At 72.0% G+C, this 25,404-nt stretch carries 23 protein-coding genes and 2 pseudogenes; 14 read left to right on the forward strand and 11 right to left on the reverse strand.

The features are described from left to right. Positions 1–12: 12 nt before the first annotated feature. From ABZS54_RS23850 to ABZS54_RS23865, 4 genes and pseudogenes are all read left to right on the forward strand, one after another. Positions 13–174, forward strand: a pseudogene (locus ABZS54_RS23850) (DUF4082 domain-containing protein); the annotation flags it as partial. Between the two features lie 59 nt (positions 175–233). Further along, entirely contained in the window at positions 234–3,575 is a 3,342-nt protein-coding gene (locus ABZS54_RS23855) for a BTAD domain-containing putative transcriptional regulator (protein ID WP_355539543.1), read from the forward strand. Positions 3,576–3,880: 305 nt separating this feature from the next. Then, positions 3,881–4,507, forward strand: a complete 627-nt coding sequence (locus tag ABZS54_RS23860; protein ID WP_355539546.1) for a hypothetical protein — start codon at positions 3,881–3,883, stop codon at positions 4,505–4,507. 387 nt (positions 4,508–4,894) lie between these two features. Next, positions 4,895–6,016, forward strand: coding sequence for a dienelactone hydrolase family protein (locus ABZS54_RS23865; protein ID WP_355539549.1), 1,122 nt, complete (start codon positions 4,895–4,897; stop codon positions 6,014–6,016). 58 nt (positions 6,017–6,074) lie between these two features. On the opposite strand, the gene ABZS54_RS23870 is transcribed toward ABZS54_RS23865, so the two are convergent. Continuing rightward, positions 6,075–6,518 (reverse strand): heme-binding protein, encoded by a 444-nt coding sequence (locus tag ABZS54_RS23870; protein WP_355539552.1) that lies wholly within the window; start codon positions 6,516–6,518, stop codon positions 6,075–6,077. A gap of 344 nt (positions 6,519–6,862) precedes the next feature. Here ABZS54_RS23870 and ABZS54_RS23875 point away from each other — a divergent pair, with 344 nt between their 5' ends. The 3 genes from ABZS54_RS23875 (at position 6,863) to ABZS54_RS23885 (ending at position 8,746) form a co-directional block, all read left to right on the forward strand. Then, positions 6,863–7,132, forward strand: coding sequence for a cupin domain-containing protein (locus ABZS54_RS23875; RefSeq protein WP_355539609.1), 270 nt, complete (start codon positions 6,863–6,865; stop codon positions 7,130–7,132). Between the two features lie 237 nt (positions 7,133–7,369). Next, positions 7,370–8,200, forward strand: coding sequence for an oxidoreductase (locus ABZS54_RS23880; protein ID WP_355539555.1), 831 nt, complete (start codon positions 7,370–7,372; stop codon positions 8,198–8,200). Positions 8,201–8,386: 186 nt separating this feature from the next. Next, entirely contained in the window at positions 8,387–8,746 is a 360-nt protein-coding gene (locus tag ABZS54_RS23885; RefSeq protein WP_355539558.1) for a GNAT family N-acetyltransferase, read from the forward strand. A gap of 77 nt (positions 8,747–8,823) precedes the next feature. Here the strand turns inward: ABZS54_RS23885 and ABZS54_RS23890 are convergent, their stop codons facing one another. From ABZS54_RS23890 to ABZS54_RS23900, 3 genes are all read right to left on the reverse strand, one after another. Further along, positions 8,824–9,465 carry a LysE family translocator gene (locus tag ABZS54_RS23890; RefSeq protein WP_355539561.1) on the reverse strand — a complete coding sequence of 214 codons (642 nt, stop codon included), beginning with the start codon at positions 9,463–9,465 and terminating at the stop codon, positions 8,824–8,826. Between the two features lie 55 nt (positions 9,466–9,520). Then, positions 9,521–10,042 (reverse strand): hypothetical protein, encoded by a 522-nt coding sequence (locus ABZS54_RS23895; RefSeq protein WP_355539564.1) that lies wholly within the window; start codon positions 10,040–10,042, stop codon positions 9,521–9,523. Between the two features lie 230 nt (positions 10,043–10,272). Next, the gene (locus tag ABZS54_RS23900; RefSeq protein WP_355539567.1) at positions 10,273–10,677 is read right to left on the reverse strand and encodes a MerR family transcriptional regulator; all 405 of its coding nucleotides are present in this window, start codon (positions 10,675–10,677) and stop codon (positions 10,273–10,275) included. A gap of 64 nt (positions 10,678–10,741) precedes the next feature. Here ABZS54_RS23900 and ABZS54_RS23905 point away from each other — a divergent pair, with 64 nt between their 5' ends. Together ABZS54_RS23905 and ABZS54_RS23910 are read left to right on the forward strand one after the other, a co-directional pair. Then, complete coding sequence (locus tag ABZS54_RS23905; protein WP_355539570.1) at positions 10,742–11,959, forward strand: MFS transporter; 1,218 nt, start codon at positions 10,742–10,744, stop codon at positions 11,957–11,959. 100 nt (positions 11,960–12,059) lie between these two features. Continuing rightward, positions 12,060–12,839, forward strand: a complete 780-nt coding sequence (locus ABZS54_RS23910) for an SDR family oxidoreductase (protein ID WP_355539573.1) — start codon at positions 12,060–12,062, stop codon at positions 12,837–12,839. 169 nt (positions 12,840–13,008) lie between these two features. Here ABZS54_RS23910 and ABZS54_RS23915 read toward each other — a convergent pair whose 3' ends face one another. Next, entirely contained in the window at positions 13,009–14,952 is a 1,944-nt protein-coding gene (locus ABZS54_RS23915; protein WP_355539576.1) for a LamG-like jellyroll fold domain-containing protein, read from the reverse strand. A gap of 257 nt (positions 14,953–15,209) precedes the next feature. Between ABZS54_RS23915 and ABZS54_RS23920 the strand changes: the two genes are divergently transcribed. Then, a complete protein-coding gene (locus ABZS54_RS23920; protein WP_355539579.1) occupies positions 15,210–15,806 on the forward strand; it encodes a GNAT family N-acetyltransferase in 597 nt (198 codons plus the stop codon). On the opposite strand, the gene ABZS54_RS23925 is transcribed toward ABZS54_RS23920, so the two are convergent. Then, entirely contained in the window at positions 15,796–15,993 is a 198-nt protein-coding gene (locus tag ABZS54_RS23925; RefSeq protein ID WP_355539582.1) for a hypothetical protein, read from the reverse strand. The genes ABZS54_RS23920 and ABZS54_RS23925 overlap by 11 nt on opposite strands. Next, a complete protein-coding gene (locus tag ABZS54_RS23930) occupies positions 15,947–17,266 on the reverse strand; it encodes an MFS transporter (RefSeq protein ID WP_355539585.1) in 1,320 nt (439 codons plus the stop codon). Before ABZS54_RS23930 ends, ABZS54_RS23925 begins: the two co-directional genes overlap by 47 nt. A gap of 245 nt (positions 17,267–17,511) precedes the next feature. Here ABZS54_RS23930 and ABZS54_RS23935 point away from each other — a divergent pair, with 245 nt between their 5' ends. Continuing rightward, positions 17,512–17,898 carry a VOC family protein gene (locus ABZS54_RS23935; protein WP_355539588.1) on the forward strand — a complete coding sequence of 129 codons (387 nt, stop codon included), beginning with the start codon at positions 17,512–17,514 and terminating at the stop codon, positions 17,896–17,898. A gap of 72 nt (positions 17,899–17,970) precedes the next feature. Here ABZS54_RS23935 and ABZS54_RS23940 read toward each other — a convergent pair whose 3' ends face one another. After that, the gene (locus ABZS54_RS23940) at positions 17,971–19,401 is read right to left on the reverse strand and encodes a PLP-dependent aminotransferase family protein (protein ID WP_355539591.1); all 1,431 of its coding nucleotides are present in this window, start codon (positions 19,399–19,401) and stop codon (positions 17,971–17,973) included. 28 nt (positions 19,402–19,429) lie between these two features. Between ABZS54_RS23940 and ABZS54_RS23945 the strand changes: the two genes are divergently transcribed. After that, on the forward strand, positions 19,430–20,308 hold the full coding sequence (locus tag ABZS54_RS23945) for a DMT family transporter (RefSeq protein ID WP_355539594.1): 879 nt from the start codon (positions 19,430–19,432) through the stop codon (positions 20,306–20,308). 175 nt (positions 20,309–20,483) lie between these two features. On the opposite strand, the gene ABZS54_RS23950 is transcribed toward ABZS54_RS23945, so the two are convergent. Both ABZS54_RS23950 and ABZS54_RS23955 read right to left on the reverse strand, forming a co-directional pair. Continuing rightward, complete coding sequence (locus ABZS54_RS23950; protein ID WP_355539612.1) at positions 20,484–20,861, reverse strand: MerR family transcriptional regulator; 378 nt, start codon at positions 20,859–20,861, stop codon at positions 20,484–20,486. Positions 20,862–21,196: 335 nt separating this feature from the next. Further along, a pseudogene (locus tag ABZS54_RS23955) lies at positions 21,197–21,960 on the reverse strand (SDR family oxidoreductase). Positions 21,961–22,196: 236 nt separating this feature from the next. Here ABZS54_RS23955 and ABZS54_RS23960 point away from each other — a divergent pair. After that, the gene (locus tag ABZS54_RS23960; protein ID WP_355539597.1) at positions 22,197–23,249 is read left to right on the forward strand and encodes a 2-dehydropantoate 2-reductase; all 1,053 of its coding nucleotides are present in this window, start codon (positions 22,197–22,199) and stop codon (positions 23,247–23,249) included. Between the two features lie 191 nt (positions 23,250–23,440). Here ABZS54_RS23960 and ABZS54_RS23965 read toward each other — a convergent pair whose 3' ends face one another. Next, positions 23,441–24,349: a LysR family transcriptional regulator gene (locus ABZS54_RS23965; RefSeq protein ID WP_355539600.1), complete on the reverse strand. Its 909-nt coding sequence runs from the start codon at positions 24,347–24,349 to the stop codon at positions 23,441–23,443. A 280-nt stretch (positions 24,350–24,629) separates the two neighbouring features. Here ABZS54_RS23965 and ABZS54_RS23970 point away from each other — a divergent pair, with 280 nt between their 5' ends. Continuing rightward, the gene (locus ABZS54_RS23970; protein ID WP_355539603.1) at positions 24,630–25,325 is read left to right on the forward strand and encodes a type 1 glutamine amidotransferase domain-containing protein; all 696 of its coding nucleotides are present in this window, start codon (positions 24,630–24,632) and stop codon (positions 25,323–25,325) included. Positions 25,326–25,404 lie beyond the last annotated feature (79 nt).

A 25,404-nucleotide genomic window follows, 5' to 3' on the forward strand; every position in this document is an offset into this window, starting at 1 on the left:
CCGCCATCGCCCATGCCGCACGACCCGATTCACAGCCTCCGACCAAAATTCGGCGCCAACACGCGCGGGTTCGCCACCGGCCTGCGGTTCTACAAAGGCCCCGGCAACACCGGCCCGCACACCGGAACGATTCGGACCGGCGGGGGCTGTCGACTTGCCACCGCCACGTTCACCAACGAGTCCGCGTGCCCACCGCCCGCCGACCGGGATCGGGGCTCTGCGATCCTGGCCGGATGCAGGTTGGGTTGCTCGGCGGGATTCGGGCTCAGGGCGATGACGGCGCGCCGATCGAGGTGGGCGGGGTGCGGTTGCGCATGCTGCTGGCCAGGCTGGCGCTGGACGCGGGCCGGGTCGTGTCGGTGGACGCGCTGGTGGACGGGCTGTGGGGCGCCGAACCGCTCGCGGATGCCGGGAACGCGGTGCAGACGTTGGTGTCGCGGCTGCGCAAGGTGTTGCGGCCGGCCGACGTGTCGGTGGACCTGGTCGGCGGCGGATATCGGCTCGGCATGCGCGCCGAGGACGTGGACGCGCATCGCTTCGAGGAGCTGGCCGCGCGCGGGCGACGCGAGTTGGCCGCCGACCGACCGGACGAGGCGGCCTCGGTGTTGGCCGAGGCGCTCGCGCTGTGGCGGGGGCCGGCGCTGGCGGACCTGGCCGAGGCGCCGTTTGCCCGGGCGGTCGCGACGCGGCTGGACGGGTTGCGGGTGGACGCGGCCGAGGACCGCTTCGAGGCGGAGCTGCGGTTGGGTCGGCATGCCGAGGCGCTGGCCGACCTGGAGGCGGCCTGCGCGGCGCACCCGTTGCGCGAACGGACCGCGGCCATGCGGATGCGGGCGCTGTACGCGGTGGGTCGCCAGGCGGATGCGCTGGCCGGGTACGAGGACATTCGGGGCCGACTGGCCGCAGAACTGGGAGTGGACCCGTCCGCCGAGCTGCGGGAGACCCATCTCGCGGTATTGCGCGGCGAGTTGGACCGGCCCGTGGCACGTTCCGAGGCCGCCGCCCCGCCGCTGCCGGCGCGGCTGACCGGCTTCTTCGGCCGGGACGACGAACTGCGGCTGCTCGCCGTGCTGATGGCCGGTTCCCGGCTGGTGACCCTGGTCGGCGCCGGCGGCGCGGGCAAGACCCGGTTGTCCGTGGAGGCGGTGACCCGGCATCAGGCGTACCGGCGCGGTCGGGTGTGGTTCGTGCCGTTGGCCGGTGTGGGTACGCCGGAGGGGGTGGCCGACGCGGTGTTGTCCGCGCTCGGCTCGTGGGATCTGCGGTCCTCGGATGGCCGGCCGCGCCGGACGGGTACCGCGCTGGACCGGGTCGCCGAACTGCTCGACGTCGGTGCGGCGGTGCTGATCCTGGACAACTGCGAGCACTTGGTCGACGCGGCGGCGGAGCTGACGTACCGCCTCCTGGACCGGCTGTCGCAGCTCACCGTCGTCGCGACCAGCAGAGAACCGCTGGGCATCACCGGCGAGGCGCTGTGCCGCGTCGGTCCGTTGCCGGTGCCGACTTCGGTCGGCGATCCGGACGCGGACCTCGCCGCGGCAGCCGAGGCGGCGTCGGTGCGATTGTTCCTGGATCGGGCCGGTGCGGTGCGTCCCGGGTTCGCGCTCGATGCCGGCACGATCGGCCCGGTGGTGGAGATCTGCCGGCGGCTGGACGGGATGCCGCTCGCGCTGGAGTTGGCCGCCGCCCGGCTACGCGCGATGAGTGTCGAGCAGATCGCGCGGCGACTGGACGACCGCTTCCGCCTGCTCGGCTCGGGCAGCCGGGCCGAGCCGCCGCGTCGGCGCACGCTGCACGCGGTGGTCGAGTGGAGCTGGGATCTGCTGGCCGAGCCTGAACAACTGCTCGCCAGACGTCTGTCGGTGTTCCCGGGCGGCGCGACGGTGGCCGCGTTGGAAGCGGTGTGTGCCGACGAACTGCTGCCCGTGGAAGACGTGTTCTACGTACTCGGCTCGCTGGTGGAGAAGTCGATCGTGGACGCGGTCGGTGACGGTGAACCGCGCTACCGGATGCTGGAGACGGTGCGCGCCTATGCGGCCGAGCAGTTGGTGCTGGCCGGCGAACAGGCCGGGTTCGCGGTGCGGTTCGAGCGCTACTTCCTGGCGCTAGCGTACGAGCAGGACCCGCTCCTGCGCACGTCCGCGCAGTTGGACTCGCTTGCGCTGCTGGATGCGGAGTACGACAACCTGATGGCCGCGCTGCGGGCGTTCGTGGACGCCGGGCAGGCGGCGGATGCGGCCGGGTTCGCAGGTGCGTTGTTCTGGTATTGGGGGATACGCGGGATCGGTGCGCCGTTCGAGACCATCGTGCCCGAGGTGCTGCGCTTCGGCGACGCGCTGCCCGAGCACGCGCGGGCCGCGTTTGCCGTGATGCGCCTGTTGGCCGGGATCGGCGCGCCGCGGCTCGCGGACGGTGAGGAACTGCGTTCGCTGCTCGAAGCCTGCGCCAGCACCGACGTGTTCGCGCATTACCCGGCGCTTGTGGTGGGACTGCCGCTGGCCGCGTTCCTGTCCGGGAATACCGAGGCGGGCGAGCGTGAACTGGCCCGGATGGCGTCCGGGGCGGATCCGTGGGTCCGGGCCTGTGCACACTGGATGACGGACTTCGTGCACACTGATCGCGGTGACTGGGAGGCGGGGGCGAGCGCGCGGGCCGAGGCGCTGGCCGGGTTCGCCGCAGTCGGCGATCGGTGGGGTCTGGGGACGGCGCTGATGGCCATCGGCGCGCACCACTCGATGCGCGGTGAACACGAGCCCGCGATCGACGCGTTCGAGCGGGCGGTCGCACTTGCCGGCGAACTGGGCGCTGCGGACGACGCGTCGCTGTACCGGGGCACGCTCGCAGCCGAGCGCATGCGGGTCGGCGACCTGGCCGGTGCGCGGACCGAGCTGGAGGCCGCGGACCGGCAGGCGTGGGCGCGCGGGCACCGGTACCTGGAGCTTGCGGCACTTTCCGGCCGCGCCGAACTGCACCGCAGAGCAGGGGAGTTTCGGGCGGCGGAGCGGATGCTGGACCGCCTGGGGTCGCTTGCCGAGAGCCTGTCGCTGCCCGCCGAGATGGTCGGCGACATGCTCGCGCAGGGGCGGTTGGCCACGCTGCTCACGGCCGCCGAGGCGACCTTCGAGGCGACTGCCAAGGCGACCGCCGAAGAGAACGTCGACCCAGCGTCGACGGGTCGCACGCACGAGATCGACCCGGTGCCGTCCGCCGGCACGGATCGGGCCGACCCGGTCGCGCGTGCCCGGGAGTTGCTGCCCGCGACTTCCGCCGCGGCGGTCGTCCGTCGGGATCTGGCGGACGTCGCGCCGACGGCGGAGCTGCTCGCCGCGGTGTTGCGGTGGGAAGGCGATTCGGTCGGCGCGGCCGAGGCACTCGGGCTGAGTGCGGCACTGCGCGGCATCTTCGACGCGGGCAGTCCGGACCTGCGACTGCTGGTGGACCGGCTCGTCGCGACCCTGGGCACCGCCGGCTACCGCGAGGCATACGAGCGTGGCGCCGCACTGCCCCGCGAGCAGGCGCTGGGCGCCGTGCTGGCCCGACTCGAACCGCTCTCCGTATCGAATGCGTCTCAGTAGGCCTGGAGTTCGAGCAGGGTGCCGGCCAACGCAGCATCCTGCAAGAGCTGTTGCTGCGAGTGCATGAGCAACTCCCGTACTGAACACCCGGGTCGGGGCCGACTGCGGGGTGTCGGCGGCCGCGGCGGTCGACTCGGTCAATGGGGGAAATTTGCATCTGCCGGCCGAATGCCCATTATTGGATTGCAAATACAAGCTGATCGTTCATATCGGCCTGCAGATGTATTTTGTGTTCGGATCCTTCGGCATGGGCATGATCCGGAGCAGTGGCTGAACGGGTGATCACGCGATCGGAAGGAGCAGCGGTGAGCGATCGCGGGATCCGGGAGGTCGGGCTGGACAAGGAGTTGACCAGGGTCGCCGGGACCGAGGTGTGCATCGTCGTCGACGGCATCGCGGCCTGGGGCATCGAGTGGGTCGATGGCCCGACGGTGGACCGGATGCGCGGACACGTCGCCGCCGTGCGCACCGCACGACGCCGCGTCGCGCCACCCGAGCATCGGCTCGCGTACCGTCGCCGGCAGAGCCCGCAGGCATGGGCCGCGCGCGCCATAGCCGTGCTGCGCGACGCGAACTCGGCCCGCGCGGTGGCGGCGGGTGCGGCGTTGCGCCGCAATCATCCGGCCGCACAGGGATGGCGGGCCGGTGGCCTGACGCCCGAGGACCACGCGCTGCTCGATCTGGTCCAGCGGCTGTCCGAGGGCATCGCCGACCCCGAGCGCGCGGACCGGCCGGAGGACGAGCCGCTGATCCGTCGACTGCTCGACGAGGGCAACCACTCCAAGGAAGCGATGTGCAGACTCCTCAGTGACGGCTCCGCGGGCTCCGACGGCCTGGGCTTCGGTATCGCCGGCGGCCTCGGCAGCGGAACCGCCGAGAGCCCGCGTGAGCGGGTGCGATTGCGGCTGGTCTCGGGGGACTCCGGCCGCTGAGCACGGCCGCCGGCCCGGCGCGCACGAGCCGATCGATCGACTCGCCTCACTCGACGGCGGTGCGCCGGCGGTCACGGTGGTCCGGGCCGATCAGGGGCCGCAGGTGAGCGGCGAGGCGGTGCACACCCGCCTGCTGCACCGGGTGCATGTCCGCGGCTGGGTGGAACTGTACGAAGTCGACGTCACCGACGCCGAACAGGTCTCGGCAGCAGGGCCGTGTTGCTGGTGGTCCATCAATAGCCGTGTGGGACAGCGGCCGTGCCGGACGTCGACGGCCGGGCGGATTGCCCGTTTGGATCGCCACAACTCACGACGGTGACCGGGGTTTCGATTCTTTGGCCAAGTATCGCCGTGTGAAAGCGAGCCGGCAGACGGTTGACTCCCTTCATGACAACCACATTCGTACCCGAGAGTCCGGTACGACCGGACCAGCCGGGACCCTTCGGCATCGGCACCATCGAGTTCCCGTTCTGGACCGGTGGACCCGGGTTCACCCTGGCCAAGATCAGCTACCCGGCCGAGTACGACGGCTGGTTGGCCCCGGCGGACAAGTCCGAGGGCTCGTATCCGTCCGTCGTTCTCGCGCCTGCGACCTGGACCGGCTCGAACATGTACGACTGGTTCACCGACTACGTGGTGCGGCACGGCTACATCGTCTTCCGCTACTTCCCGGAGAACATTCTCGCGCTCGACCCGCACGTGCACGCGGACACCATCAGCGATGCCATCGACAAGCTGATCGACATCGATGACGACCGATTCAACCCGCTGCGCGGCCTGATCAAACAGGACGCCTTCGCGGCGGTCGGGGTGTCCCTGGGCGGGGCCGGCGCGCTGGTCGCGGCGGCCCGGGACAAGCGCATTCGCGCCGTCATGGGCTTCGCGCCGGGCCGCAATGTCAAGGAACCCGACCTGTACGCGCGGATCGACGCCGACATCGCCAAGGTGGCCGCGCCGACGCTGATCGTGTCGGGGCAGAACGACAAGATCTCACCCGGATCGGGCGTGCACTACCTGGACCTGGTCCCGCAGGGCTACAAGGCGTACGTGGAGATCAGCGGCGGCAACCACGTGCAGTTCCTCGACCCCAGCGACATGGACATTCACCTGCCCGGCCTGCCCCGGGACGGCAAGCCGGGGATCGGCTTCGCCGAACAACACGCGATCACCAACGTGTACGCGACCGCCTTCCTGCACGCGGCATTGAAGGGATACGGCCACTGCGAGGGGTACGTGTCCGGCGAGGACGCGGTGATGGCCCTGAAGAATGGCCAACTCTCCGACCTGCGTTCGCACGCGGGCCCGTTGCCGCTGCCGTTCCCGGCGGCGACGAGCGGCGTCCGCGGCGCGGCGGCGGCGGCGGGCACGGCGGCGGCGTCCGGGAACTTGGTCGAGGCGGCGACCACGGTCGCCTCGGCGGTGCTGCTGCGCGTCAACGGCCTGGTTCGGGATGTGGCCCGCGAGGTGGAGCGGGCGACGGTGGCGGTGGAGAAGCGCATCGTGGGTTGACCGGCTCCCGGTTGACGACCATCCGGTGCCGGACGCGGCACCGGATCGGTCGTCCGCGTCATCGCCGAAAGGATTCGGCCGCGGCGCGGGCGAGTTCGTCCTCGTACTCCGCCGCGTCCCCGCTGACCCCGACCCCGCCCACCGGTCGGCCGTCGACCAGGAGCGGATGACCGCCGCGGCCCAGATACCAACTCCCGTGCCGGACGAAGCTTTGCGCGAACACCGGCCGATCGCCCAGCGATTCCTCCATCGCCGAGGTGGCCCGCCCGAAGGCCGCGGCGGTGCGGGCCTTGGCCGTGGCCAGATCCGCGCTGAACCGCAGCGCGCCGTCCATGCGCTCGAACGCGACCGGTACGCCGGCGCCGTCCACCACCGCGACGCTCACCGCGCGCCCGGCCGCCGATGCCGCGGCCACCACATTCCGCACGATCGCCCGCGCGGCACTCGCGGCCACATCGTGGTTCGGCACGACGTGCCCGGCGCGGTTCTCCTCGTATGCCATCGTTGCTCCCGCGTCGAGAGACCGCACGCGGCCCCGGCCGGACCACGTGGGGGCTTGCGGACACGCCCCAGGCCGCCCCAAGGGTGCCGGCGTGGCGAAGATTGCGAAAGGGCCGTCCCGGGCTCGGGTTCGAGCCCACGGGCAGCGGAGGCGGACTCGCCCATTCGGTGCGGTTCGGCGGCACGCGCGTTTCCGGCAGGGGCCCGGCGTCGACCCTGAACCCATGGTCGACCGTGAATCCGTGAACCAAGCCGTGCTCGTGCCCCCCCGGCGCCGACGTCGTCGGTGCGCAGGGCCTTCGGATCAGCGAACGTGTATCCGCCGCGACCGCGGGCGCAGCACGCCTGTGCGGCTTCTTCGCCACGCTCGGTCCGGGCGAGCGGACCGCGGTGCACCACCACGAGGGCGAGGAGACCATCGTGCTGGTCACCGCGGGAAGTTGCGACGTCTTCTCCGGGGACGGTTTGTCGAGCGGGGTGCATATGGGGGTGGGCGACGTCGTGTTCATCCCGTCCGGCTGCGTGCACCAGGTATTGGCCGGGCCGCACGGATTCACCGTGTTCGAGGTGCGGTCCGGCGCCACGGATCAGACGGTGGTCGTCGGCCCGCCGTGATGCGATCCGGGGGCGGCCCACCGCTTTTCGGCCCCACCGTTCCTCGGCTCGCCGGCACCGGCATCGGGCCCGGCGTCCGGCGTCCGGCGCCCGGTACGCGGCCGTCCCATCGATAACCAACGGCTATCACCGGTGGTCTTGGACCGGGCACCGGGCCGCACGACAAAGTGATGGCACGGGAATCGCCGGCGACGACATGCCGAGTCGGCGGGGACGATCACAAGGGGGAACCACACGATGAGCAGGATCTGGTTGGTCACCGGGGCCAACAGCGGCTTCGGGCGGGCCATCACCGAGGCGGCCGTGGCCGCCGGCGACACCGTGGTGGCCGCGGCGCGCCGGCCCGAGTCGTTGACCGATCTGGTGGCCGCGCACCCGGGTCGGATCGAGGCGGTGCGACTGGACGTGACCGACACGGCCGGGATCGAGACCGTGGTCACCGAGCTGGTCGCCCGGCACGGTCGGGTCGACGTCCTGGTCAACAACGCCGGTCGCACCCACGTGGGCGCGCTGGAGGAGACCACCGACGCGGAACTGCGCGCGCTGTTCGACGTGCACGTCTTCGGCCCGGCCGCGCTGGTGCGCGCCGTGCTGCCGCACATGCGGGCCCGGCGGTCCGGGGCGATCGTGCAGCTCAGCAGCATGGGTGGGCAGATGTCGTTCGCGGGGTTCTCGGCCTACAGCGGCACCAAGTTCGCCCTGGAAGGCATGTCCGAGGCGCTGGCCGACGAGGTGCGGCCGTTCGGCATCAAGGTGCTGGTGGTCGAGCCGGGTGCGTTCCGGACCGGCCTGATGGGTGCCGCCGGTGCCAGCGCCGAGATCGCCGCGTACTCCGAGACGGCGGTGGGCGTCACGCGAGGGATGGTCGGCGCGGGCGACGGGCAACAGCCCGGCGATCCGGCCAAGGCCGCCGCCGCGATCCTGACCGCGCTCGCCGCGGAGGCCACCCCGCTGCACCTGCCGCTGGGCGCGGACGCGGTGGATGCGATCGTCGGCCGGCTCGACTCCGTGCGGTCCGAGATCGACGCGTGGGAGAAGGTCGCCCGCGCGACCGCCTTCGACTCCTGAGCCGGGGCCAGGCCCGGCACGCATCGGGCCGGCGCCGGGTCCGGGTCCGGGCGAGCGGGATTTGGCCGCCTCGGGCGCCGGATACCGTGGGACGCGCGAGCGCGGCGATCGGTTTGGCCGAAGGCCGTGCGCGTGGACGACATTGCCCGGGCCGCAAGTCCCGATCGTGACCCAGGAGGCAGCGGTATGGAAACGCGTGTGACCGATAACCCGGCGCAGTCCCGCTACGAGATCTTCACCACCGTCGAGGCCGCTCCCGGCACTTCGACGGGCCCGGTCGCCCCGCCACTGCGGGCGACCGAACTCGTGGGATTTGCCGAGTACTTCGTCAGCGGCGACGAGGTCGCTTTCACGCACACCGAGATCGACCCGAAGTTCGGCGGCCGGGGTCTGGGCGGTCGGCTCGCCCGCGCCGCGCTCGACGGGGTCCGGGAGCGGGGCCTCGCGGTGTTGCCCTACTGCTCGTTCGTCAAGGACTGGATCGCCAAGCACCCGGAGTACACCGACTTGGTCCCGGAGGATCGACGCGCCGCGTTCGGACTGTGATTACCGGCTGCTTGTCGGGCGACTTCGTCGCTCGCGAGGCACCGCCTCGACCCGCTGCCCGGGTGCGTTGCCGTGACTCACGACTCCACGGCCAGCCGGATGCCCAGCGCCACCATGATCCCGCCGGACGTCTGCTCCAACCGGCGGCGGACCTTGGCGCGGCTCAGCACCGCGCGCATCCGGCCGACGAACCACACGTACAGGCTGTAGTAGCCGGTCTCGTACACCGCCCAGATCGTGGCCAGCGCGACCATCGTGGGCAGTTGCGGCGCACCATGTGGGACGAACTGGGGGAGGAAGGACATCGCGAACACGGCGGCCTTCGGGTTGGCCAGGTTCAGGGTCAGCGCGGCGCGGTAGGCGCGCCGGCCGCTGCCCGGCTCGGGCTCGGCGTTCGCGGTGCCGGTCTCGGCGGTGGTGAATCCGGTCAGGCCGTCGCGGCGGGCCGAGCGGATGGCCTGGATGCCGAAGCCGACCAGGACGACGGCGCCGACGACGCGCATGATGTCGTAGGCGAGTCGGGACGCGGCCAGCAGGCCGGTCAGCCCGAAGGCCGCGGCGAGTCCCCAGATGAAGACCCCGGTTTCGTTTCCGAGCACCGCCAGGAAGCCGGCGCGACGGGACTGCAACGAGTGCCGGATGATCAGGACCGAACTCGGTCCGGGACTCGCCGCGATGAGCGTGCAGGCGCCCAGGAACGCCAGGAAGGTATGCGTCATGCCCCGCATCCTGGACCTGTGCCGGGCCGGGATGCCACCGAATTGCCCGGATCGACTACCACCCGGGCAGCGCCCCGGGCGGCTCGGACGGCAGCCAGGTGTGCGGGTCGGCGGCGACCTGTTCGGCCGAGGCCAGGTCCTTCACCTCATGCCATCCATGGCCGCCGTCCCCGCCGCCCGGGTCGGCCGCCGGAAACCACACATGGCCGATGCCCTTGCGCAGCGCGTACCGCAGTTGCTTCTGCAGTTTGTCCGGCTGGTGATAGACCTCGGTCCGGATCCCGCGGGCGCGCAGTATCGCGCCGGTGCGCTGCGCGAGCGGGAACGATGCGGCCTCGGGCACCGCGACCAGCACCTGGGTGGGGCACTTCGGGCCGATCGGCAGCCGGCCCTCGGCGACCAGCTTGGCGAAGATCCGGGTCAGGCCGATGGAGATACCCACGCCGGGCAGACTGCGCCGGATGAAGGACCCGGCCAGGTTCTCGTAGCGGCCTCCGGAGCAGATGCTGCCGTAGCCCGGGAATTCGACGAACTTGGCCTCGTACACGGTGCTGGTGTAGTAGTCGAGTCCGCGCACGATGCAGGTCTGCGACGATCGAGCCACTTGGCAGGTCGGCCAACGCGTCGAGCACGTAGGCCAGTTCCGCGAGACCCTCGTCGAGCAGGGGGTGCTCGACGCCCAATGCGCGGATCTCCGCATCGATGCGGTTTCGAGTCCGGCAACCCTCACAGAGTCGGCCCGGTCGGGCAAGGAAATATGCGTAGCCGGGCCGACCGATCGCCCGCGTCGGTTTCGTGCCGGGCGGATCAGTGCGTGCCGGCTGGTTCGAGGGTGCGGGCGGTGCTTGGGGGATTGCCGCCGCGTACCGCGTCCAGATACTCGGCGATCGCGTCCCGGTTGCGGATCAGGCAGTTGACGCGTTCGGTCATCCGGTCGCGTTCGTGCTCCAGGGCGGCGAGCATTTCCGGTGTCGCGTCCGGGAAGTGGATGGTGCGGGGCTTGTTGAGGCAGGGCAGGATCTGTTTGATGATCCGGGTCGGCAGTCCGGCGTCGAGCAGACCCCGGATCTGCATGACCCGGTCGACGCAGAATTCGTCGTAGTCCCGGTAGCCGTTGGGGGAGCGGTCCGCGATGATCAGGCTCTGCTCCTCGTAGTAGCGCAACAACCGGCGCGGAGTACCGGTGCGTTCGGACAACTCCCCGATGCGCATGTGACCCACCTCATGTCTCGCCGCTTGACCCTCACATCAATGTGATGGTTCGACCATACGCGGCATGACAAGTCGAAGCACGACCTCGGCACCCTCCCACACCACGATCGACGACCGGAAACTGCCGATGGCGGCGCTGTTGGCGCTGGCCACGGCGGTCTTCGTGACCAGCCTGACCGAGACCCTGCCGGCCGGCGTGCTGCCCGCGATGAGCTCCGACCTGGGGGTCGGCGAGTCGGCGATGGGGCAGTCGGTGACGATCTATGCCATCGGTACCGCGCTCACCGCGATCCCGCTGTCGGCGGCGACCGCCGGCCGGCGCCGCAAACGACTGCTGCTGACCGCGATGGCCGGATTCGCGGCGGCCAACACGGTTACCGCGGTCTCCGGCAACTACCCGCTGACCATGGTGGCCCGCTTCGTCGCCGGTGTGGCGGCGGGCGTGGCCTGGGCGCTGCTGGCCGGATACGCCCGCCGCATGGTGCCCGCGCACCTTCAGGGCAAGGCGATCGCGATCGTGATGGCGGGCATTCCGATCGCGCTGTCGCTGGGAGTGCCCGCCGGCACGTTCCTCGGCGACGAGTTCGGCTGGCGGGTCTCCTTCTCGGTGATGACCGTGCTCGCGCTGGCCCTGATCGGCTGGATCGTCGCGATCGTGCCGGACCAGCCCGGACAGCGCCCGGACGAGCGAACTCCCCTGCTGCGCACACTGGCCACCCCGGGCGTGGCACCGGTTCTGTTCGTCACCCTGGTGTTCGTGCTGGCGCACACGATCCTCTACACCTACATCGCCACCTACCTGGACCGGCTGGACATGGGCGGCACCGCCGACGTGGTGCTGCTGGTCTTCGGTGGTGCGTCGCTGTTGAGCATCTGGGTCGTGGGCGCCGCGATCCATCGCCGGCTGCGCGAGTTGACCATCGCGGCCACGCTGCTGTTCGCCGCGGCGGCCACGATCCTCGCGGCATTCTCCGACAGTCACGTCCTGGTGTATGCCGCAGTGGTGTTGTGGGGATTGGGTTGGGGCGGCGCGCCCACCCTCCTACAGACCGCCGTCGGCGACGCGGGCGGCGACGAGGCGGACGCCGCGCAGGCGATGCTCGTCACCCTGTGGAACGCGGCGATGGCCGGCGGCGGCGTGGCCGGTGCGATCCTGCTGGACCTGCTCGGCGCAGGCTCCTTCCCATGGAGTGTGCTGGTGCTGCTGATCCCGGTGCTCGCGGTGGTCGTCGCGGCCCGCACCCACGGGTTTCCGGCCCGACGCCGGGGCACGGACGCCTGATCGCCGGCCGAGGACGGCCGGAACGGGAGCGATCGGGGCGGGGGATCGGTCGTGAACCTGCCCCCGGCGGCGAGATCGATTTCGCTACTAGGCTGCCGCCATGAGCTCGCAGGCATACCTCTCCGGACTGTTCTCGCTGGATGGCCGGGTCGCTGTGGTGACCGGCGGAAGTTCCGGTATCGGCCGCGCCATCGCCGGGGCCCTCGCCCGTGCGGGGGCAAGCGTGGTGGTCGTGGCCCGGAGGGAGGCGGAACTGAGCACCGCCGTCGACGAGTTGACCGCCCAGGGCGGCAAGGCGGCCTGGGTGAGCGGGGATCTGGGCAGCCGCGCCGGGGTGCGCGCGGCGGCCGAGGCGGCGGTCGAGGCGTTCGGCGAGCCGGACATCCTGGTCAACTCCGCGGGTATCAACCTGCGTCCGCCGATGAGCGAACTCGACGACGACGTCTGGGACACCACGATGGTGGTGAACCTGGAGGCGCCCTACCTGCTGGGGCAGCGGTTCGGGCCAGGCATGGCCGAGCGCGGCTACGGGCGGATCATCCACATCTCGTCGCAGCAGGCGCATCGCGCGTTCGTGCAGAGCGGTGTCTACGGCGTGTCCAAGGGCGGATTGGAGTCGCTGGCCCGATCCCAGGCCGAGGCATGGTCGCCGCACGGGGTCACCGCCAACACGCTCGTGCCCGGCTTCGTGATGACCCCGCTCAACGCGCGCCTGTCCTGCGACCCGGAAAGGATCGCCTCCCTGGCCGCACGCACCATGGTCGGCCGCAACGGCCTGGCCGAGGACTTCGAGGCCGCGGCGGTGTTCCTGGCGGGCGCCGGATCGGCCTACGTGACAGGCCAGTCGCTCTTCGTCGACGGCGGACTCTCGGTGCACTGAACCGACGTGCCGGCCCGCCCGGAGGGGCCGCACCGACCGCACCGGTGGACCGACCACACCGGGCGGCCCGGACCCGAGTCGCCGTCGACTCGGGTCCGGGCCGCCCGCCTGGCTGCCTGCTGTCGACCGTACCGGTGGCACCGGCCCGGCCGGTCACCGCAGACGTGCCTCAGCGGCCGATCATGAACGCGTCGGGTCGCAGTGCCCGATCGACGATCCGGACGTCGCCGACCCAGGCGTTGAGTGTCTGGTCCAGCTTGCCGTCGTACGCGTAACCACCGAGCATCCAGGGCAGGTTGAGCGTGGTCAGGCCGATCGAGCGGGCCGTCGGGTTGCGCACCACCGGGCAGCCGTCGATGTACATCGTGGTCTGCCGGGAGTCGTTGACCACGGCGACGTGCCACCACGTGTCCAACCGGAGTTCGTGGCCCCAGTTGGTCGCCGAGCCGTCGCTGTTCAACGGGTAGACGCACCATTGCAGTTCGCGGCCACCGGACAGACTCAGCGTGACGACCGGCTCCTGCGGATCACCCTGCGGCTTGCGTGCCTCGCCGCTCATGCCCCAGCGGCTCAGCAGCGCCGACCAGCCGTCCCGGCCGCCGTCCCAGTCGGAGGGCAGCTTGAAGAACGCCTCGACCGTGTAGCCGGAGCGGAACGTCGCGGTGTTCAGCGGAGCGTCGTTGGCGGTTTGCAGGTGGCCGCCGCGCAGCGGCGACTTGCCGCCGGCGAGCCGGATACTGCCGTGTCCGGGCTGGTCGGGGTGGAACTGGTGGGACCAGCTGACCGAACCGGCCGCGGCGCCCGGAGCCGGCACGAGGGTGAGGTCGTTGCCACGCCCGGACAGGTCGGGAAAACGCTGGGCCCCGGGGATCGGCGCGCCGTCCTGGGGGGAACCGTCGAAGCGCCAGTAGGCGACCGTGCCGGGCACCACCATGCGCTGGGCGGGGCGGGCCGCGCGCTGGGGTATCGGGGCGAAACGCGCGAAGCGCTGGTCGAAGTCGATCGGCACCGAGAAGTAGTCCTCCGGGCCGGTCAACTCCATCTCGCGGCGCTCGAGTTCGTTGAGACCACGGTTGCTGCGTCCGAGGATCCATGGGGAGAGCGTCTCGACGTCGATCGTGTTGCGGTCGAGATCGAAGTGGTAGAGCCGGATCATCGCGGCGCCGCCGAAGTAGCGGTTCTGGTAGTTGGTGATGTGCAGATGTACGTCACCGCCGGCGTCGTTCTTGTGCGTCGTGCGACCGGCCGGCCAGTAGTGGCCGTTGAGCGTGAGGAAGATCTGGTCGTTGCCCTTGATCAGGTCGTTCCACAACTGCCTGCCGTGATCGGAGAACTCCGCCTCCTGACCGGGTCGGTCGGCGGACACGAGTTCATGGCTGGTCAGGATCACCGGCGTGTGCGGGTGGTCGGCCATCACCTTCTTCGCCCACGCGATGCCGGCCGGCGAGGGCCGCCAGTCCAGCGCGAGCACCAGCCACTCGCGGCCCGCGGCACGGAACAGGTGGTAGGTGTTGTAGCCGTCCGGGGTCGCCCCGCCGAAGGAGCGCTTGCCGCGGAACCGTTGCGGACCGAACGTGTCCAGGTACGCCGAACGCCCGCGCTGGTCGTCGGTGTTGGAATCGATGTCGTGGTTGCCGGCCAGCACGCTGTACCCGACGCCCTTGCGGTCGAGCAGTTCGAAGGCCCGGCCGATTCCGTCGAATTCGGCCTTGCGGCCGTTCTGGGTGAGATCGCCCAGGTGCGACATGAAGACGATGTTGTCGTCGCGCGCGTGCTCCAGGATGTACCGGAAGGACGCCTCGATCGGGGCGGTGGTGATGCTGGGCTCGTCGAACATGTACTGCGTGTCCGGCATCACGACCAGCGTGAACCGGCGGCTGTCGCCGTCCGGACGCCACGCCGGCAGGTGTTGCGCGTCCACCGTCGAGTCCGTTGCCGCAGCGCCGGCGGCGTCGTCGGTGCCCGCGGCGGCGGCGGGGGAGGCACCCACCACACCCGCCACGGTGACGCCGGCGCCGGCCAGCGCGGCGGAGCGCAGGAACGCCCGTCGCGCGGGTTCGGACAGGGGTGTGACGGGCGGCTGATCGCAGTCGTCGTCGTGCTGCTGACACATGATGGTTCTCCGGCGCCGGGCTGGTTGGGGGCATCCGCACGGTATTGGGTGGAAAACCCATGCAGATTGTCCGTACTGCCAACAATCGCCGTCGGCCGGGTGAATTCGCAGATCGGCAGCCCTTCGAAGGGCCGGCCACCCCGCCGGACAGCACGCGGATCGGCGGATCAAAAGGCCGTGAAGCGGATCCGGCGAATTTCTCCGGGCCGCCGGGAAATGCGCTGGACGACCGGTCGGTCGTCGCCGATGATCCGATGATGACCGAACACCTCGACGATTCCGCGCACCCGCCGTCCGACTCCCCCGCCTCCCGCCCCCGGGCGGCTCCCGAGCAGCGGGTGCGCTGGGTCTACCTGATCGGTCGCCCCCTGACCGCCCTGCTGGCCGGTGATCTGGCCGAGGCGCGCTACCAAACCGGTCTGGAACTGCCCGAGTTCTTCGTTTCCGACCGGGCGCGCGGCCTGTGGCGGCGGCGCTTCGAGCAGGTGACCGCCGAACCCGAGAGCGCTCCCTGGGTGGTTCGGGCCGCGGTTTCCGAGCCGGACGGCGCGGTGGTGGGCTACGCCGGATTCCACGGGCCGCCGGACGAGGTCGGCATGGTGGAGATCGGCTACACCGTGGTGCCCGGGGCGCGCCGGCGCGGCTATGCCCGGGCGATGCTGAAGTCGCTGCTGGAGCGGGCGGCCCACGAGCCCGACGTGACGACCGTCCGGGTCACCATCGCGCCGGACAACGCGGCGTCGCTCGCCACCATCCGGGGTTTCCACTTCGTCGAGGTCGGCGAGCAGATGGACGAGGAGGACGGCCTGGAGATCATCTTCGAGGTGCCGGCCGACCGCACCCTCAAGGCGTGATGCTCCCCGCCGCGAGGGTGTCCTCGGCCTCTCGACCCATCCGCCGAAAGTTCAGCGCGACGAGCACCGCCACCCCCGCACCCACCGCCGCGGCGAACACCGCGGTGCGCAGGCCGTGCGCGGTCGCCACCCGCAGGGCCTCACCGGTGCGGCCGTCCGTGCCGGAGTTGGCGATCGCCACCAGCACCGCGAGCCTCATCGCCCCGCCGACCTGCTGACCGGTGGACGCCATCCCGGACGCGATGCCCTGCTCGTGGCCGCACACCGGTCGCGGCGGCGGCGAACATCGTGGTGTAGACGACGCCCTGACCGAGCCCGAAGACCACCAGACCCGGCACCAGGTCGAGGTAGGAGGCGTTCGCGGAGATGCCCGGACCGGTCGCGGCCACGCCGACCGCGCTGACCGTGAGGCTGACGAGCAGCGTGGACCGTACTCCGAACCGGGTCGCCAACCGGCCGCCGAGCAGCGAGCCCAGCAGCCCGCTGCCCATCGGGACCAGGAAGGCGAAGCCGGTGCGCAGCGCGCCGTACCCCTGCACACCCTGGAAGTAGACGGTGAGGAAGTACGGCAGCGTGCCGAGCGTGGCCATGAACAGGAACGTCACCGTCATCCCGGTGCCCAGATTGCGACTCCGCAGCAGCCGCAGCGGCATCAGCGCGTCGGGGTTGCGCCCCTCGGCGAGCAGGAACACGGTCAGCAGGGCGACGCCGAGCCCGGCGCCGGCGAGCGGGTTCGTCCAGCCCGACTCCGGTCCCTGGACCAGGGCGAAGACGACCAGCGTGCAGCCGAGGGTCGCGGTCAGCGCACCGAATATGTCGAAGCGCCGACCGGCGACCCGGGCGGGGTCGGCGGGCAGTACGACGAACGCGAGCAGCGCGGCGGCGCCGGCGAGCGGGACATTGACGAAGAACACCGACTCCCAGCCGAGCGTCTGGGTGAGCACACCGCCGAGCAGCGAGCCCAGGATCAGACCGCCGGAGCCGGTCGCGGCCCACACCGACAGCGCGCGGTTGCGTTCGCGGCCCTCGGCGAACGTGGTGTTGACCAGGGACAGTGTGGCCGGGAACAGGAACGCGCCGTCCAGGCCCTGGACGGCGCGGGCGGCGATCAGCAGGCCGGGTTCGCGGGCCAGACCGCCGGCGGGCGAGGAGACCGCGAACAGCGTCAGGCCGCGCACGAACATCCGCCGGCGGCCCAGCAGATCGGCCATCCGGCCGCCGAGCAGCAGGAACGCGCCGAAGGCGACCGCGTACGCGCTCACCACCCACTGGAGCGTCCGGGCGGAGAAGCCGACGTCCGCGCCGATGTCGGGCAGCGCGACGTAGACGATGTTGTAGTCGAGCGAGGTGATCAGGCTCGCGAAGGCGAGCAGCGCGAGGGCGACACCGGGGCGGCGCAGGCCCGGGCGGGGGCCGCCGGTGTCCACGCCGGTATCGGGCATGCGAGCACAAGTGGGCATGGCGAAGCCTTCCGAGGCGGGTGGAACGGGAGTTGGCCCGGCCGGATCCGACGCATCGGGCCCGGTTTCGGCGGTGCCTCGAACGCTGCCACGGCTGTGCGCCGCCGAGGAGCGGAGTGTTCAGCCTGGGACCGCCGATCCCTGGATATCCGGGTCTCTGCCGGCCGCCGGCCGGGCGATCCAGAATCGAGACGGCCGGAGCGCCGCGAGCACCGCGCCGCCGGCCCTCACACTCGGGAGCCGACATGCCGATCCGCCTCGACCACACCATCGTCCTCGCCACCGACAAGCTGCGGTCCGCGACGTTCCTCGCGGACATCCTGGGACTGCCCGTAGGCGCGCCGTACGGCCCCTTCCCGCCGATCGGCACCGCGAACGGGGTGACCCTCGACTTCATGGACGGCCCGGCCGGGCAAGTGCGGCCGCACCACTACGCGTTCCGGGTCGAGGAGGACGAGTTCGACGTGATCCTCGATCGGCTGCACACCGCCGGAGTGACGATCTTCGCGGACCCCGGCCGCCGGGTCGCGGGCCGCGTGAACAACTGGGACGGCGGCCGGGGCATGTTCTTCGCCGATCCCGACGGGCACAACATGGAGGTCATCACCCGGTCCTACGGCAGCGGTTCGTGACGATCCGTCGAGCGACCGTCGGGTGGGTGCTGGGGCCGACGACCGTGGCCGGTCGCCGTCCGCAGGCCGGACTCAACCCTGCCCGGTGAACGCCCGGTGCAACCGCTCGACGCCCTCGATCAGCCGCTCCGGGCCCTCGGCGTAGGCGTATCCGACGCGCAGGTACGGAGCCGGCGGCTCTGCGGTGAAGTACGCCGGGCCCGGCGTCACCGCGACACCGGCGCGCAGCGCGGCCGAGGTCAGCGCCGCGACGTCCTGCCCGTCGGGCAGCCGCAGCCAGAAGTGGTAGCCGCCGTACGGCAGTCGGTCCGGGAGCAGTTCCGGCAACAGCCGCTCCAGCGCGCCGGCCAGCACTCGGCGGCGATCGCGTAGCCCCGCGCTCAGCGTGCGCAGGTGCTGCGGCCAGGCCGGCGCGCCGACCAGTTGCAGGGCGGTTTCCTGGAGGGGGCGCGGGACGAAGAAGCTGTCCACCGTCTGGACGGCGCGCAGCCGCTCGAAGGCCGGCCCGTGTGCGGTGAGCGCGGCGACGCGCAGGCTGGGCGAGGTGGTCTTGGTCAGCGAACGGATGTGCACCACCACACCGTTCGGATCGTCGGCGGCCAGCGGCGCGGGCGGCGCCGGCGCGTCCGCGTGCACGAGGCGGCGGGAGAAGTCGTCCTCGATCACGAACGCGCCCGCCTGGTGCGCGATCCGCAGCACCTCGGCGCGCCGAGCGACGGAGAGCACCGTGCCGGTCGGGTTCTGGAACACCGGCTGGCATACGAACGCCCGGGCCCGGGTGGCCGCGAACGCGTCGGCGAGCAGATCGGTACGCACCCCGTCGCCATCCATCGGCACCGGCACCGGACGCAGCCCGGCGGCCTGCGCGACGGCCAGTACGCCGGGGTAGGTCGGCGATTCGACCAGCACCGACGATCCCGGTGCGACCAGCGAACGCAGCGCCGTGGTCAGCGCGTTCTGGCCGCCGGCGGTGATCAGTACATCGGACGTGGAGACCGTGCCGCCGATGTCGCGGGCGAACCACGCGCGCAACTCCGGCAGGCCCTCCAGCGGCGGGCGCTCCCACGCGCCGGGACGGCGGCCGGCGCGGGAGAGCGCGGCGGCGAGCGCGCGTTCGGGTTGCAGGGACGCGTGCAGGTAGCCGCTGTTGAGGTCGACCACCTCGGGCGGGGCCACCGCGAGTGCGGACAACACGCCGGTCGCGTCCGGGCTGCGCCGGGGCGGCAGGCCGGGTTCGGCGCTGAGCGCGACCTCCTGCCACGAGGTGTCGCCGGTCGGCGCCACCGGGCGGCTCGGCGCGGCTCGGTAGACACCGGCCCCGGGGCGGGAGACCACGAGCCCCTCGGCGGCCAGCGTGGCGATTGCGCGGGACACCGTCACCGGGCTGACCCGATGCCGGTCCACGAGTGAGCGACTGGACGGCAGCTTCTCGCCATGTGAGTAGCGGTTCAGCTCCTGGCGCAGGATGGCGACAAGATCGACGGGACCGCTACTGTTGTTCATGACAGTACAAGATAGCGCTATTCGCCCAATGTCGATAGCGGTCGGTGGCACCGCGCTCGCCGCGCTCGCGATCATGACCTTCTCGCTCACCTTCCCGGCGACCGTGTGGGCCCTGGACGGGTTCGGCCCCTGGACGGTCACCGGGCTGCGCGGGCTGCTCGCGGCGCTGTTCGCCGGGGCGGGACTGCTGGCGGCGCGGGCACCGCTGCCCGCGCGGGCGGACCGGCTCGGGCTGGCCGTGATCGCGGTGGGCTGCGTGCTCGGCTTTCCGCTGCTGACCACACTCGCTCTCCAGACCTCCTCGACGGCGCACTCGGCGGTGGTGATCGGTCTGTTGCCCCTGGCCACCACGGTCTGCTCGGTGCTGCGCACCGGTGAACGGCCGAGTCGGTCCTTCTGGACGGCGGCGGTCGGGGGCGCGGTGGTGGTGTTCGCGTTCGCCGTGCAACAGAGCAGCGGCGGGGTCGGCCTCGCGGACGTGTACCTGTTCGGCGCACTGGTGTTGTGTGCGGCCGGCTACGCCGAAGGCGGCCGACTGGCCCGGCACATGCCCGGATGGCAGGTGATCGCCTGGGGCGTGGTGCTCGCGGCGCCGGCCACCGCGCTGATCTCGGTACTGGGACTGGCCACCGAGGCGGTCCACCTCGACACCCGGGGCGTGGGTGGACTGCTCTACCTGGCGGCGGTCTCGCAGTTCCTCGGCTTCGTCCTGTGGTACCGGGGGATGGCCGCGATCGGCGTACCGGCGGCCAGCCAACTGCAACTCGGCCAACCGCTGCTGACCTTGATCTGGGCGGTGCTGATCCTGGGCGAGACATTGTCGCCCGCGATGCCGATCGCCGCACTCGGCGTGCTCGGCTGCATCGTGCTCACCCAGCGGACCAGGTCGACTCCCGACCGGGCCTGACCCGAGTCGACGCGAATCCGGGTCGACGCGGGGCGGCTTCGGCGGAACCCCGAAAGGAGCGGGCGCCGGTCGATCCGGGCGCCGGTCGATCCGGACTCCATGCCTGCGCGCTGACCACTCCACTCCACCCGGGTACGCACGCCGGCCGGGCCCCGGCCGTCCCGGGCGGCCGGGGTCAGGCCACCGGGCGGATGCGGTCCACGCCGGCTCGGCGCAGCGCCGCCGCCAGGTTGTTCCGGGCCTCGGTCTGAGCGGCGATCCGGGCGTCCAGGACGGCCAACCGGTCCAGGGCGATCCGGACGGCCGAGGCGGACGGGGTTCGCGCGGCGACATCGACGCCCGCGTCCAGGCACGGGAGGAAGGCGCGCACGTCGTCCAGGGTGAGCCCGACGCCGAGCAGGTCGCGGATCGAGCGGACCCGGGCCACAACACCCTCGTCGTAGACCCGATAGCCGTTCGCCGACCGGGCCGATTCGATCAGCCCCGCCTGCTCGTAGTGGCGCAGCGCACGCGGCGTCGCACCGGTCGCCTTCGCCAGTTCACCGATTCGCATCCGGACACCCCCGATCCCCAGCACCGCCATCCCCACCACTCCTATCACGAGTACGCGGCCCGTCCGGGGCCCACATCGCGCCCGGGTCCGGAGCCGCCCCGGCGGCCGTCGCCGGATCCGGGCGGGCGGCCGTCAACATCGCCGAGACGACACAGGGCGTGTCCCTCGATCCCCCGCCGAGCCACGACGCCCGGCACATCGCATCCGCCCCACGCCTCCTCGCCGCTCGCCGCACCGGCGAACCTCCGAACGGAACCACCATGCGGGTGCTTCGACGGCAGGCCGCGCCCCGGCACCGGACGCTGCGGCGACCGACGCGGGGTCGCCGAGACGACCTACGACACGACCGCGCCGCCGTCGACCGGGAGGACCACACCGGTGACGAAGGAGGCGTTCGGTGCGGTGAGCGTCGTGATCGCCCAGGCGACCTCCTCGGGAGCGCCGATCCGGCCCATCGGCGTGTGCGCGAGTTGCCAGACGCGGATGGCGGCGCGCTGTTCCGGGGGCAGGCCCTGGTGGTCGGCGATCGGCGTGGTGATCGCGCCGGGGGCGACCGCGACGACCCGGACCCCGCGCGGGGCGAGCTCGACGGCCCAACTGCGGGTGAGCAGTTCGAGGGCGGTCTTGGTCGCCGCGTAGAGCGAGTTGCCCGGCCAGGCGCGCTGCCCGACGGAGGTGGTGATGTTGACGATCACCCCGCCGGCGGCCTCCAGGAGCGGTAGTGCGGACTGGTGAGCAGCACCGGGGCGATCAGGTTGGTGGCGAGCAGCGGGTCGATCGTCTTCCTGGTGTAGGTACCGAGGTTGCCGGTGCCGACGATGCCCGCGTTGTTGACGAGGACGTCGAGCCGGCCGTGTGTGTCGGTGACGGTGCGGACGATGTGTTCGGCCGCGCCGTGGGCGGTGATGTCGGCGGTGAGCGGGGTGATCCGGTCGTGGCCGGCTGCGGTCTCGGCGAGCGGTTCGGCGCGGCGTCCGACGGCGATCACGTGCGCGCCCTCGGCGGCGAAGGCGTGCGCGGCGGCCCGGCCGATGCCGGTGCCCGCACCGGTGATCAGGACGACGCGGGGCGCGCGGGAGTCGGTGTCATCGAGGTTCATGCCGCGATCGTTCAACCCTGCCGCCAAGGGCAGGGTCAAGCGTTCGTGTGCGAGTTCGGGTGGGCCGGGCGGGGTGGTGTCCGTGCGCGCGGTGCGGGCTCGAATGCTCGGGCCCGGGGGCCGGGGCCTGGTGCTTGGAGTCCGGCCTCGGACTGCCTCGAACACGGATGCGGTCCGAGGCACGTACGCTTGCGGATTGATTCCCTGGCTCTTCCATTTGTAGGCGGAGGCCGTACATGTCCCAACCTGCTCCACGTTCGCGGCCCCGACCCCGGATCGCGATCTTCGGTGCCGGCAGCGTCGGCTGCCAGCTCGGCGGTCGGCTCGCCGCGTTCGCCGACATCACCCTGATCGGCCGCCCGGCCGTCCTGGACGCGCTCGCGGACGGGTTGACCGTCACCGGCGCGGGTCGTCCCGCGACGGTGGTCGAGTCGGAGCGGCTGACCCTGGCCGAGACGCCGGACGCGGTGGCCGGAGCCGACTTCGTGCTGGTCACCGTCAAGTCCGCGGCCACCGCCGAGGCCGGCCGGCAGCTGGCCGGTCGACTCAGCCCGGCCGCGATCGTGGTCAGCCTGCAAAACGGGGTGCGCAACCCGGCCGTACTGCGGGCCGCGCTGCCCGGGCATACGGTGCTGGCCGGCATGGTCCCGTACAACGTGCTGCGGACCGAGCCTGCGGTATTCCATCAGGGCACGTCGGGCGTGCTGATGATCGACGCCAACCCGCGGGCGATCCCGCTCGTGGACGTGCTGGCCGAGGCCGGCATCTCGGTGCAGGTCCGCGAGGACATGCCCGAGGTGCAGCACGCGAAGCTGCTGATGAACCTGAACAACGCGATCAACGCGCTGTCCGGCCTGCCGCTGCGCGATCAGCTCGGGCAGCGCGACTACCGCGCGTGCCTGGCGCTGTGCCAGGGCGAGGCGCTCACCGCGTTCCGGGCCGACGGCATCCGGCCGGCCAAGCTCGGTCCGAGCTCCGCCGCGCGCAACCGGCAACTGCTCGCACTGCCCGATCCGCTGTTTCGTCGGTTGGCCGGTTCCGCGCTGCGGATCGACGCGAAGGCCCGCTCCTCGATGTGGGAGGACCTGCAACGGGGTCGGCGTACCGAGGTCGACAGCGTGCAGGGCGAGATACTCGCGATCGCCGAACGCAACGGGCTGACCGCGCCGGCGAACGAGCGCCTGATCGAACTGATCCGCGACGCGGAGGCCGCGCCGGTCGGGCAGGCGCGGCAGTGGAGCGGGCCGGATCTGCTGGCCGAACTCACCACGGCGGTCGCGGGCACCTGACCGGCGTGCCCGCCTCGGCGGGCCGGCGTAACCCCCGGTGCCGGGCGGGCGGAGCCGGAACCGGCGATGCGACCCGGCGGACCGGTGGACCCGGCCCACGGATTGAGCCGGCCGACCGGTGGAGCCGGCCACGAGTTGAGGCGGCCGCCGGTGGGCCCGCCCGGCGCGGCGGACGGCGGCCCGACCGCGCGTCACCAGGTGCGGGCCGCGCGGACCAGGTGATCGTGGACCAGCGTCAGATGAGGGTGGTCCGCCGTGCCCGCGCGGCGAACCAGGTAGCCGGTGTTGATCGGCGGGTCGTCGGGGATGAGCAGCGGTACGAGTGCGCCGGACGCGAGTTCGGCCGCGCACAGATAACGCGGCAACACGGTCAGGCCCGCGCCGGCGACCACCGCGGTCAGCACGCCGCGCAGATCCGGGACGGTGATGGCGGCACGTTCGGTGAGCCGGGTGCCGAACACGTGTCGCCAGTAGCGACGGGCGATCGGCAGGTCCTCCGCATAGCTGACCAGCGGTACGCCGCGCAGCGCTGCCGGCCCCTCGGCGGCCACCCGGTCCGGGCCGATCCGCTCGGCCCACCGGGGCGCCGCGACCAGCACGAATTCCTCGTCCATCAGCGGGACGGCGGCCAGCGTGCGCCCGCGCGGCCGGGTCGTCGCCAGGACCAGGTCGTGCCGGCCCGCGCGCAGCCCGTCGAGCAGGTCGTCGGTGAGCCCGGGGGTGATCCGCAGCAGTACCCCGCGCTCGATCAGCGGCGCGAGCGCGGGAAGCGCACGCAGACACAGGATCTCGGCGGGACCGGCCAGGTGCACCGGCTCCGCCGGGGTGCCCGCGCCGAACCGATCCCGATCGGTCACCTCGGCCAGCGCGTCCAGCGGCTCGGCGACCCGGATCGCCAGGTCGTCCGCGATCGGTGTGGCAGCCACGCCCCGGGGCAACCGTTCGAAGAGCGCCCGGCCCAGTCGGCGTTCGAGCGCGCGGATCTGGGTGGTGACCGTGGGCTGGGACAGGCCGAGCACGCGGGCGGCGCCGGTGAAGGAGCCGGCGCGATGCACCGCCAGGAACGTGCGCAGCAGGGTCAGATCCAGGGGTCCGCGCATGGTCGGGTCCGGTATCGATGCCGATCCGGGGACCCGTGACCCATCGGAATCTTCATGGCTCATGGTGGAGAGCCTATTTGGATACCGATGGGTGGGCGATCTACGTTCGAGTCCGACGGCGCGATGACCGGCCGCGACGACCGGCGGGGACGATCCATCGACCGCGACCGGCCGACCCCGCACGATCCGCCCGCGACGTCCGACGAATCCATCGGTCCGACGAAGCGATCAGATGGCGCCGGAGCGCACCCGCTTCCGGTGCCGAATGGAGAGATGACCCATGGCGAAGATCCTGTTCGTGCTCAGCGGCTCCGACTACTGGACGCTGGCCGACGGCACCCGGCACCCGACCGGCTTCTGGGCCGAGGAGGCCGCCGCCCCGTTCGAGGCGTTCACCGTGGCAGGCCACGAGATCGTGGTCGCCACACCCGGCGGCGTGGCGCCGACCGTCGACCAGGCGAGCCTGGCGCCGGAGGTGAACGGCGGCCCGGACGGGGTGGCCGCGGTCGCCTCCGCGCTGGAGCGGTTCACCGCGCTGCGCGCGCCGATCGACCTGGCCGATGTCGACCTGGCCGACTACGACGCGGTCTTCTACCCCGGTGGTCACGCGCCGATGGAGGACCTCGCGGTGAACGCGACCTCGGGCGCGCTGCTCGGCGCGGCGCTCGATTCGGGCAAGCCGCTTGGCGTGGTCTGCCACGGGCCGGCCGCGCTGCTCGCCACCGAGCGCCCGGACGGCACTTCGCCGTTCGCCGGCTACCGATTGACCGCGTTCACCAACGCCGAGGAGGCCCAGGCCGGCTTCGCGGACAAGGCCGTATGGCTGGTCCAGGACCGTCTGGTCGCCCTTGGCGCCGACTTCCGGGAGGGCGCTCCGTGGGCGCCCAACGTGGTCGTCGACCGCAACCTCTACACCGGCCAGAACCCGGCCTCGTCCGCCCCGCTGGCTGCGGAACTGGTCAAGGTCCTGAACTGACGGGACGGCAACCGGGCGACCTGCCGACCTGCGGATCGGGTGGCCCGCCGCCCGCCGCCGCTCGACGACGTCGGCGGCG

Source organism: Embleya sp. NPDC005575, from assembly GCF_040605455.1.
GTDB lineage: Bacteria > Actinomycetota > Actinomycetes > Streptomycetales > Streptomycetaceae > Embleya.

Coding starts and splice junctions, on each gene's coding strand:
- ABZS54_RS23855 (WP_355539543.1), top strand. CDS start 234: ATGCAGGTTGGGTTGCTCGGCGGGATTCGGGCTCAGGGCGATGACGGC.
- ABZS54_RS23865 (WP_355539549.1), top strand. CDS start 4,895: ATGACAACCACATTCGTACCCGAGAGTCCGGTACGACCGGACCAGCCG.
- ABZS54_RS23870 (WP_355539552.1), bottom strand. CDS start 6,518: ATGGCATACGAGGAGAACCGCGCCGGGCACGTCGTGCCGAACCACGAT.
- ABZS54_RS23880 (WP_355539555.1), top strand. CDS start 7,370: ATGAGCAGGATCTGGTTGGTCACCGGGGCCAACAGCGGCTTCGGGCGG.
- ABZS54_RS23885 (WP_355539558.1), top strand. CDS start 8,387: ATGGAAACGCGTGTGACCGATAACCCGGCGCAGTCCCGCTACGAGATC.
- ABZS54_RS23890 (WP_355539561.1), bottom strand. CDS start 9,465: ATGACGCATACCTTCCTGGCGTTCCTGGGCGCCTGCACGCTCATCGCG.
- ABZS54_RS23900 (WP_355539567.1), bottom strand. CDS start 10,677: ATGCGCATCGGGGAGTTGTCCGAACGCACCGGTACTCCGCGCCGGTTG.
- ABZS54_RS23905 (WP_355539570.1), top strand. CDS start 10,742: ATGACAAGTCGAAGCACGACCTCGGCACCCTCCCACACCACGATCGAC.
- ABZS54_RS23910 (WP_355539573.1), top strand. CDS start 12,060: ATGAGCTCGCAGGCATACCTCTCCGGACTGTTCTCGCTGGATGGCCGG.
- ABZS54_RS23915 (WP_355539576.1), bottom strand. CDS start 14,952: ATGTGTCAGCAGCACGACGACGACTGCGATCAGCCGCCCGTCACACCC.
- ABZS54_RS23920 (WP_355539579.1), top strand. CDS start 15,210: ATGACCGAACACCTCGACGATTCCGCGCACCCGCCGTCCGACTCCCCC.
- ABZS54_RS23930 (WP_355539585.1), bottom strand. CDS start 17,266: ATGCCCACTTGTGCTCGCATGCCCGATACCGGCGTGGACACCGGCGGC.
- ABZS54_RS23935 (WP_355539588.1), top strand. CDS start 17,512: ATGCCGATCCGCCTCGACCACACCATCGTCCTCGCCACCGACAAGCTG.
- ABZS54_RS23940 (WP_355539591.1), bottom strand. CDS start 19,401: ATGAACAACAGTAGCGGTCCCGTCGATCTTGTCGCCATCCTGCGCCAG.
- ABZS54_RS23945 (WP_355539594.1), top strand. CDS start 19,430: ATGTCGATAGCGGTCGGTGGCACCGCGCTCGCCGCGCTCGCGATCATG.
- ABZS54_RS23950 (WP_355539612.1), bottom strand. CDS start 20,861: ATGCGAATCGGTGAACTGGCGAAGGCGACCGGTGCGACGCCGCGTGCG.
- ABZS54_RS23960 (WP_355539597.1), top strand. CDS start 22,197: ATGTCCCAACCTGCTCCACGTTCGCGGCCCCGACCCCGGATCGCGATC.
- ABZS54_RS23965 (WP_355539600.1), bottom strand. CDS start 24,349: ATGCGCGGACCCCTGGATCTGACCCTGCTGCGCACGTTCCTGGCGGTG.
- ABZS54_RS23970 (WP_355539603.1), top strand. CDS start 24,630: ATGGCGAAGATCCTGTTCGTGCTCAGCGGCTCCGACTACTGGACGCTG.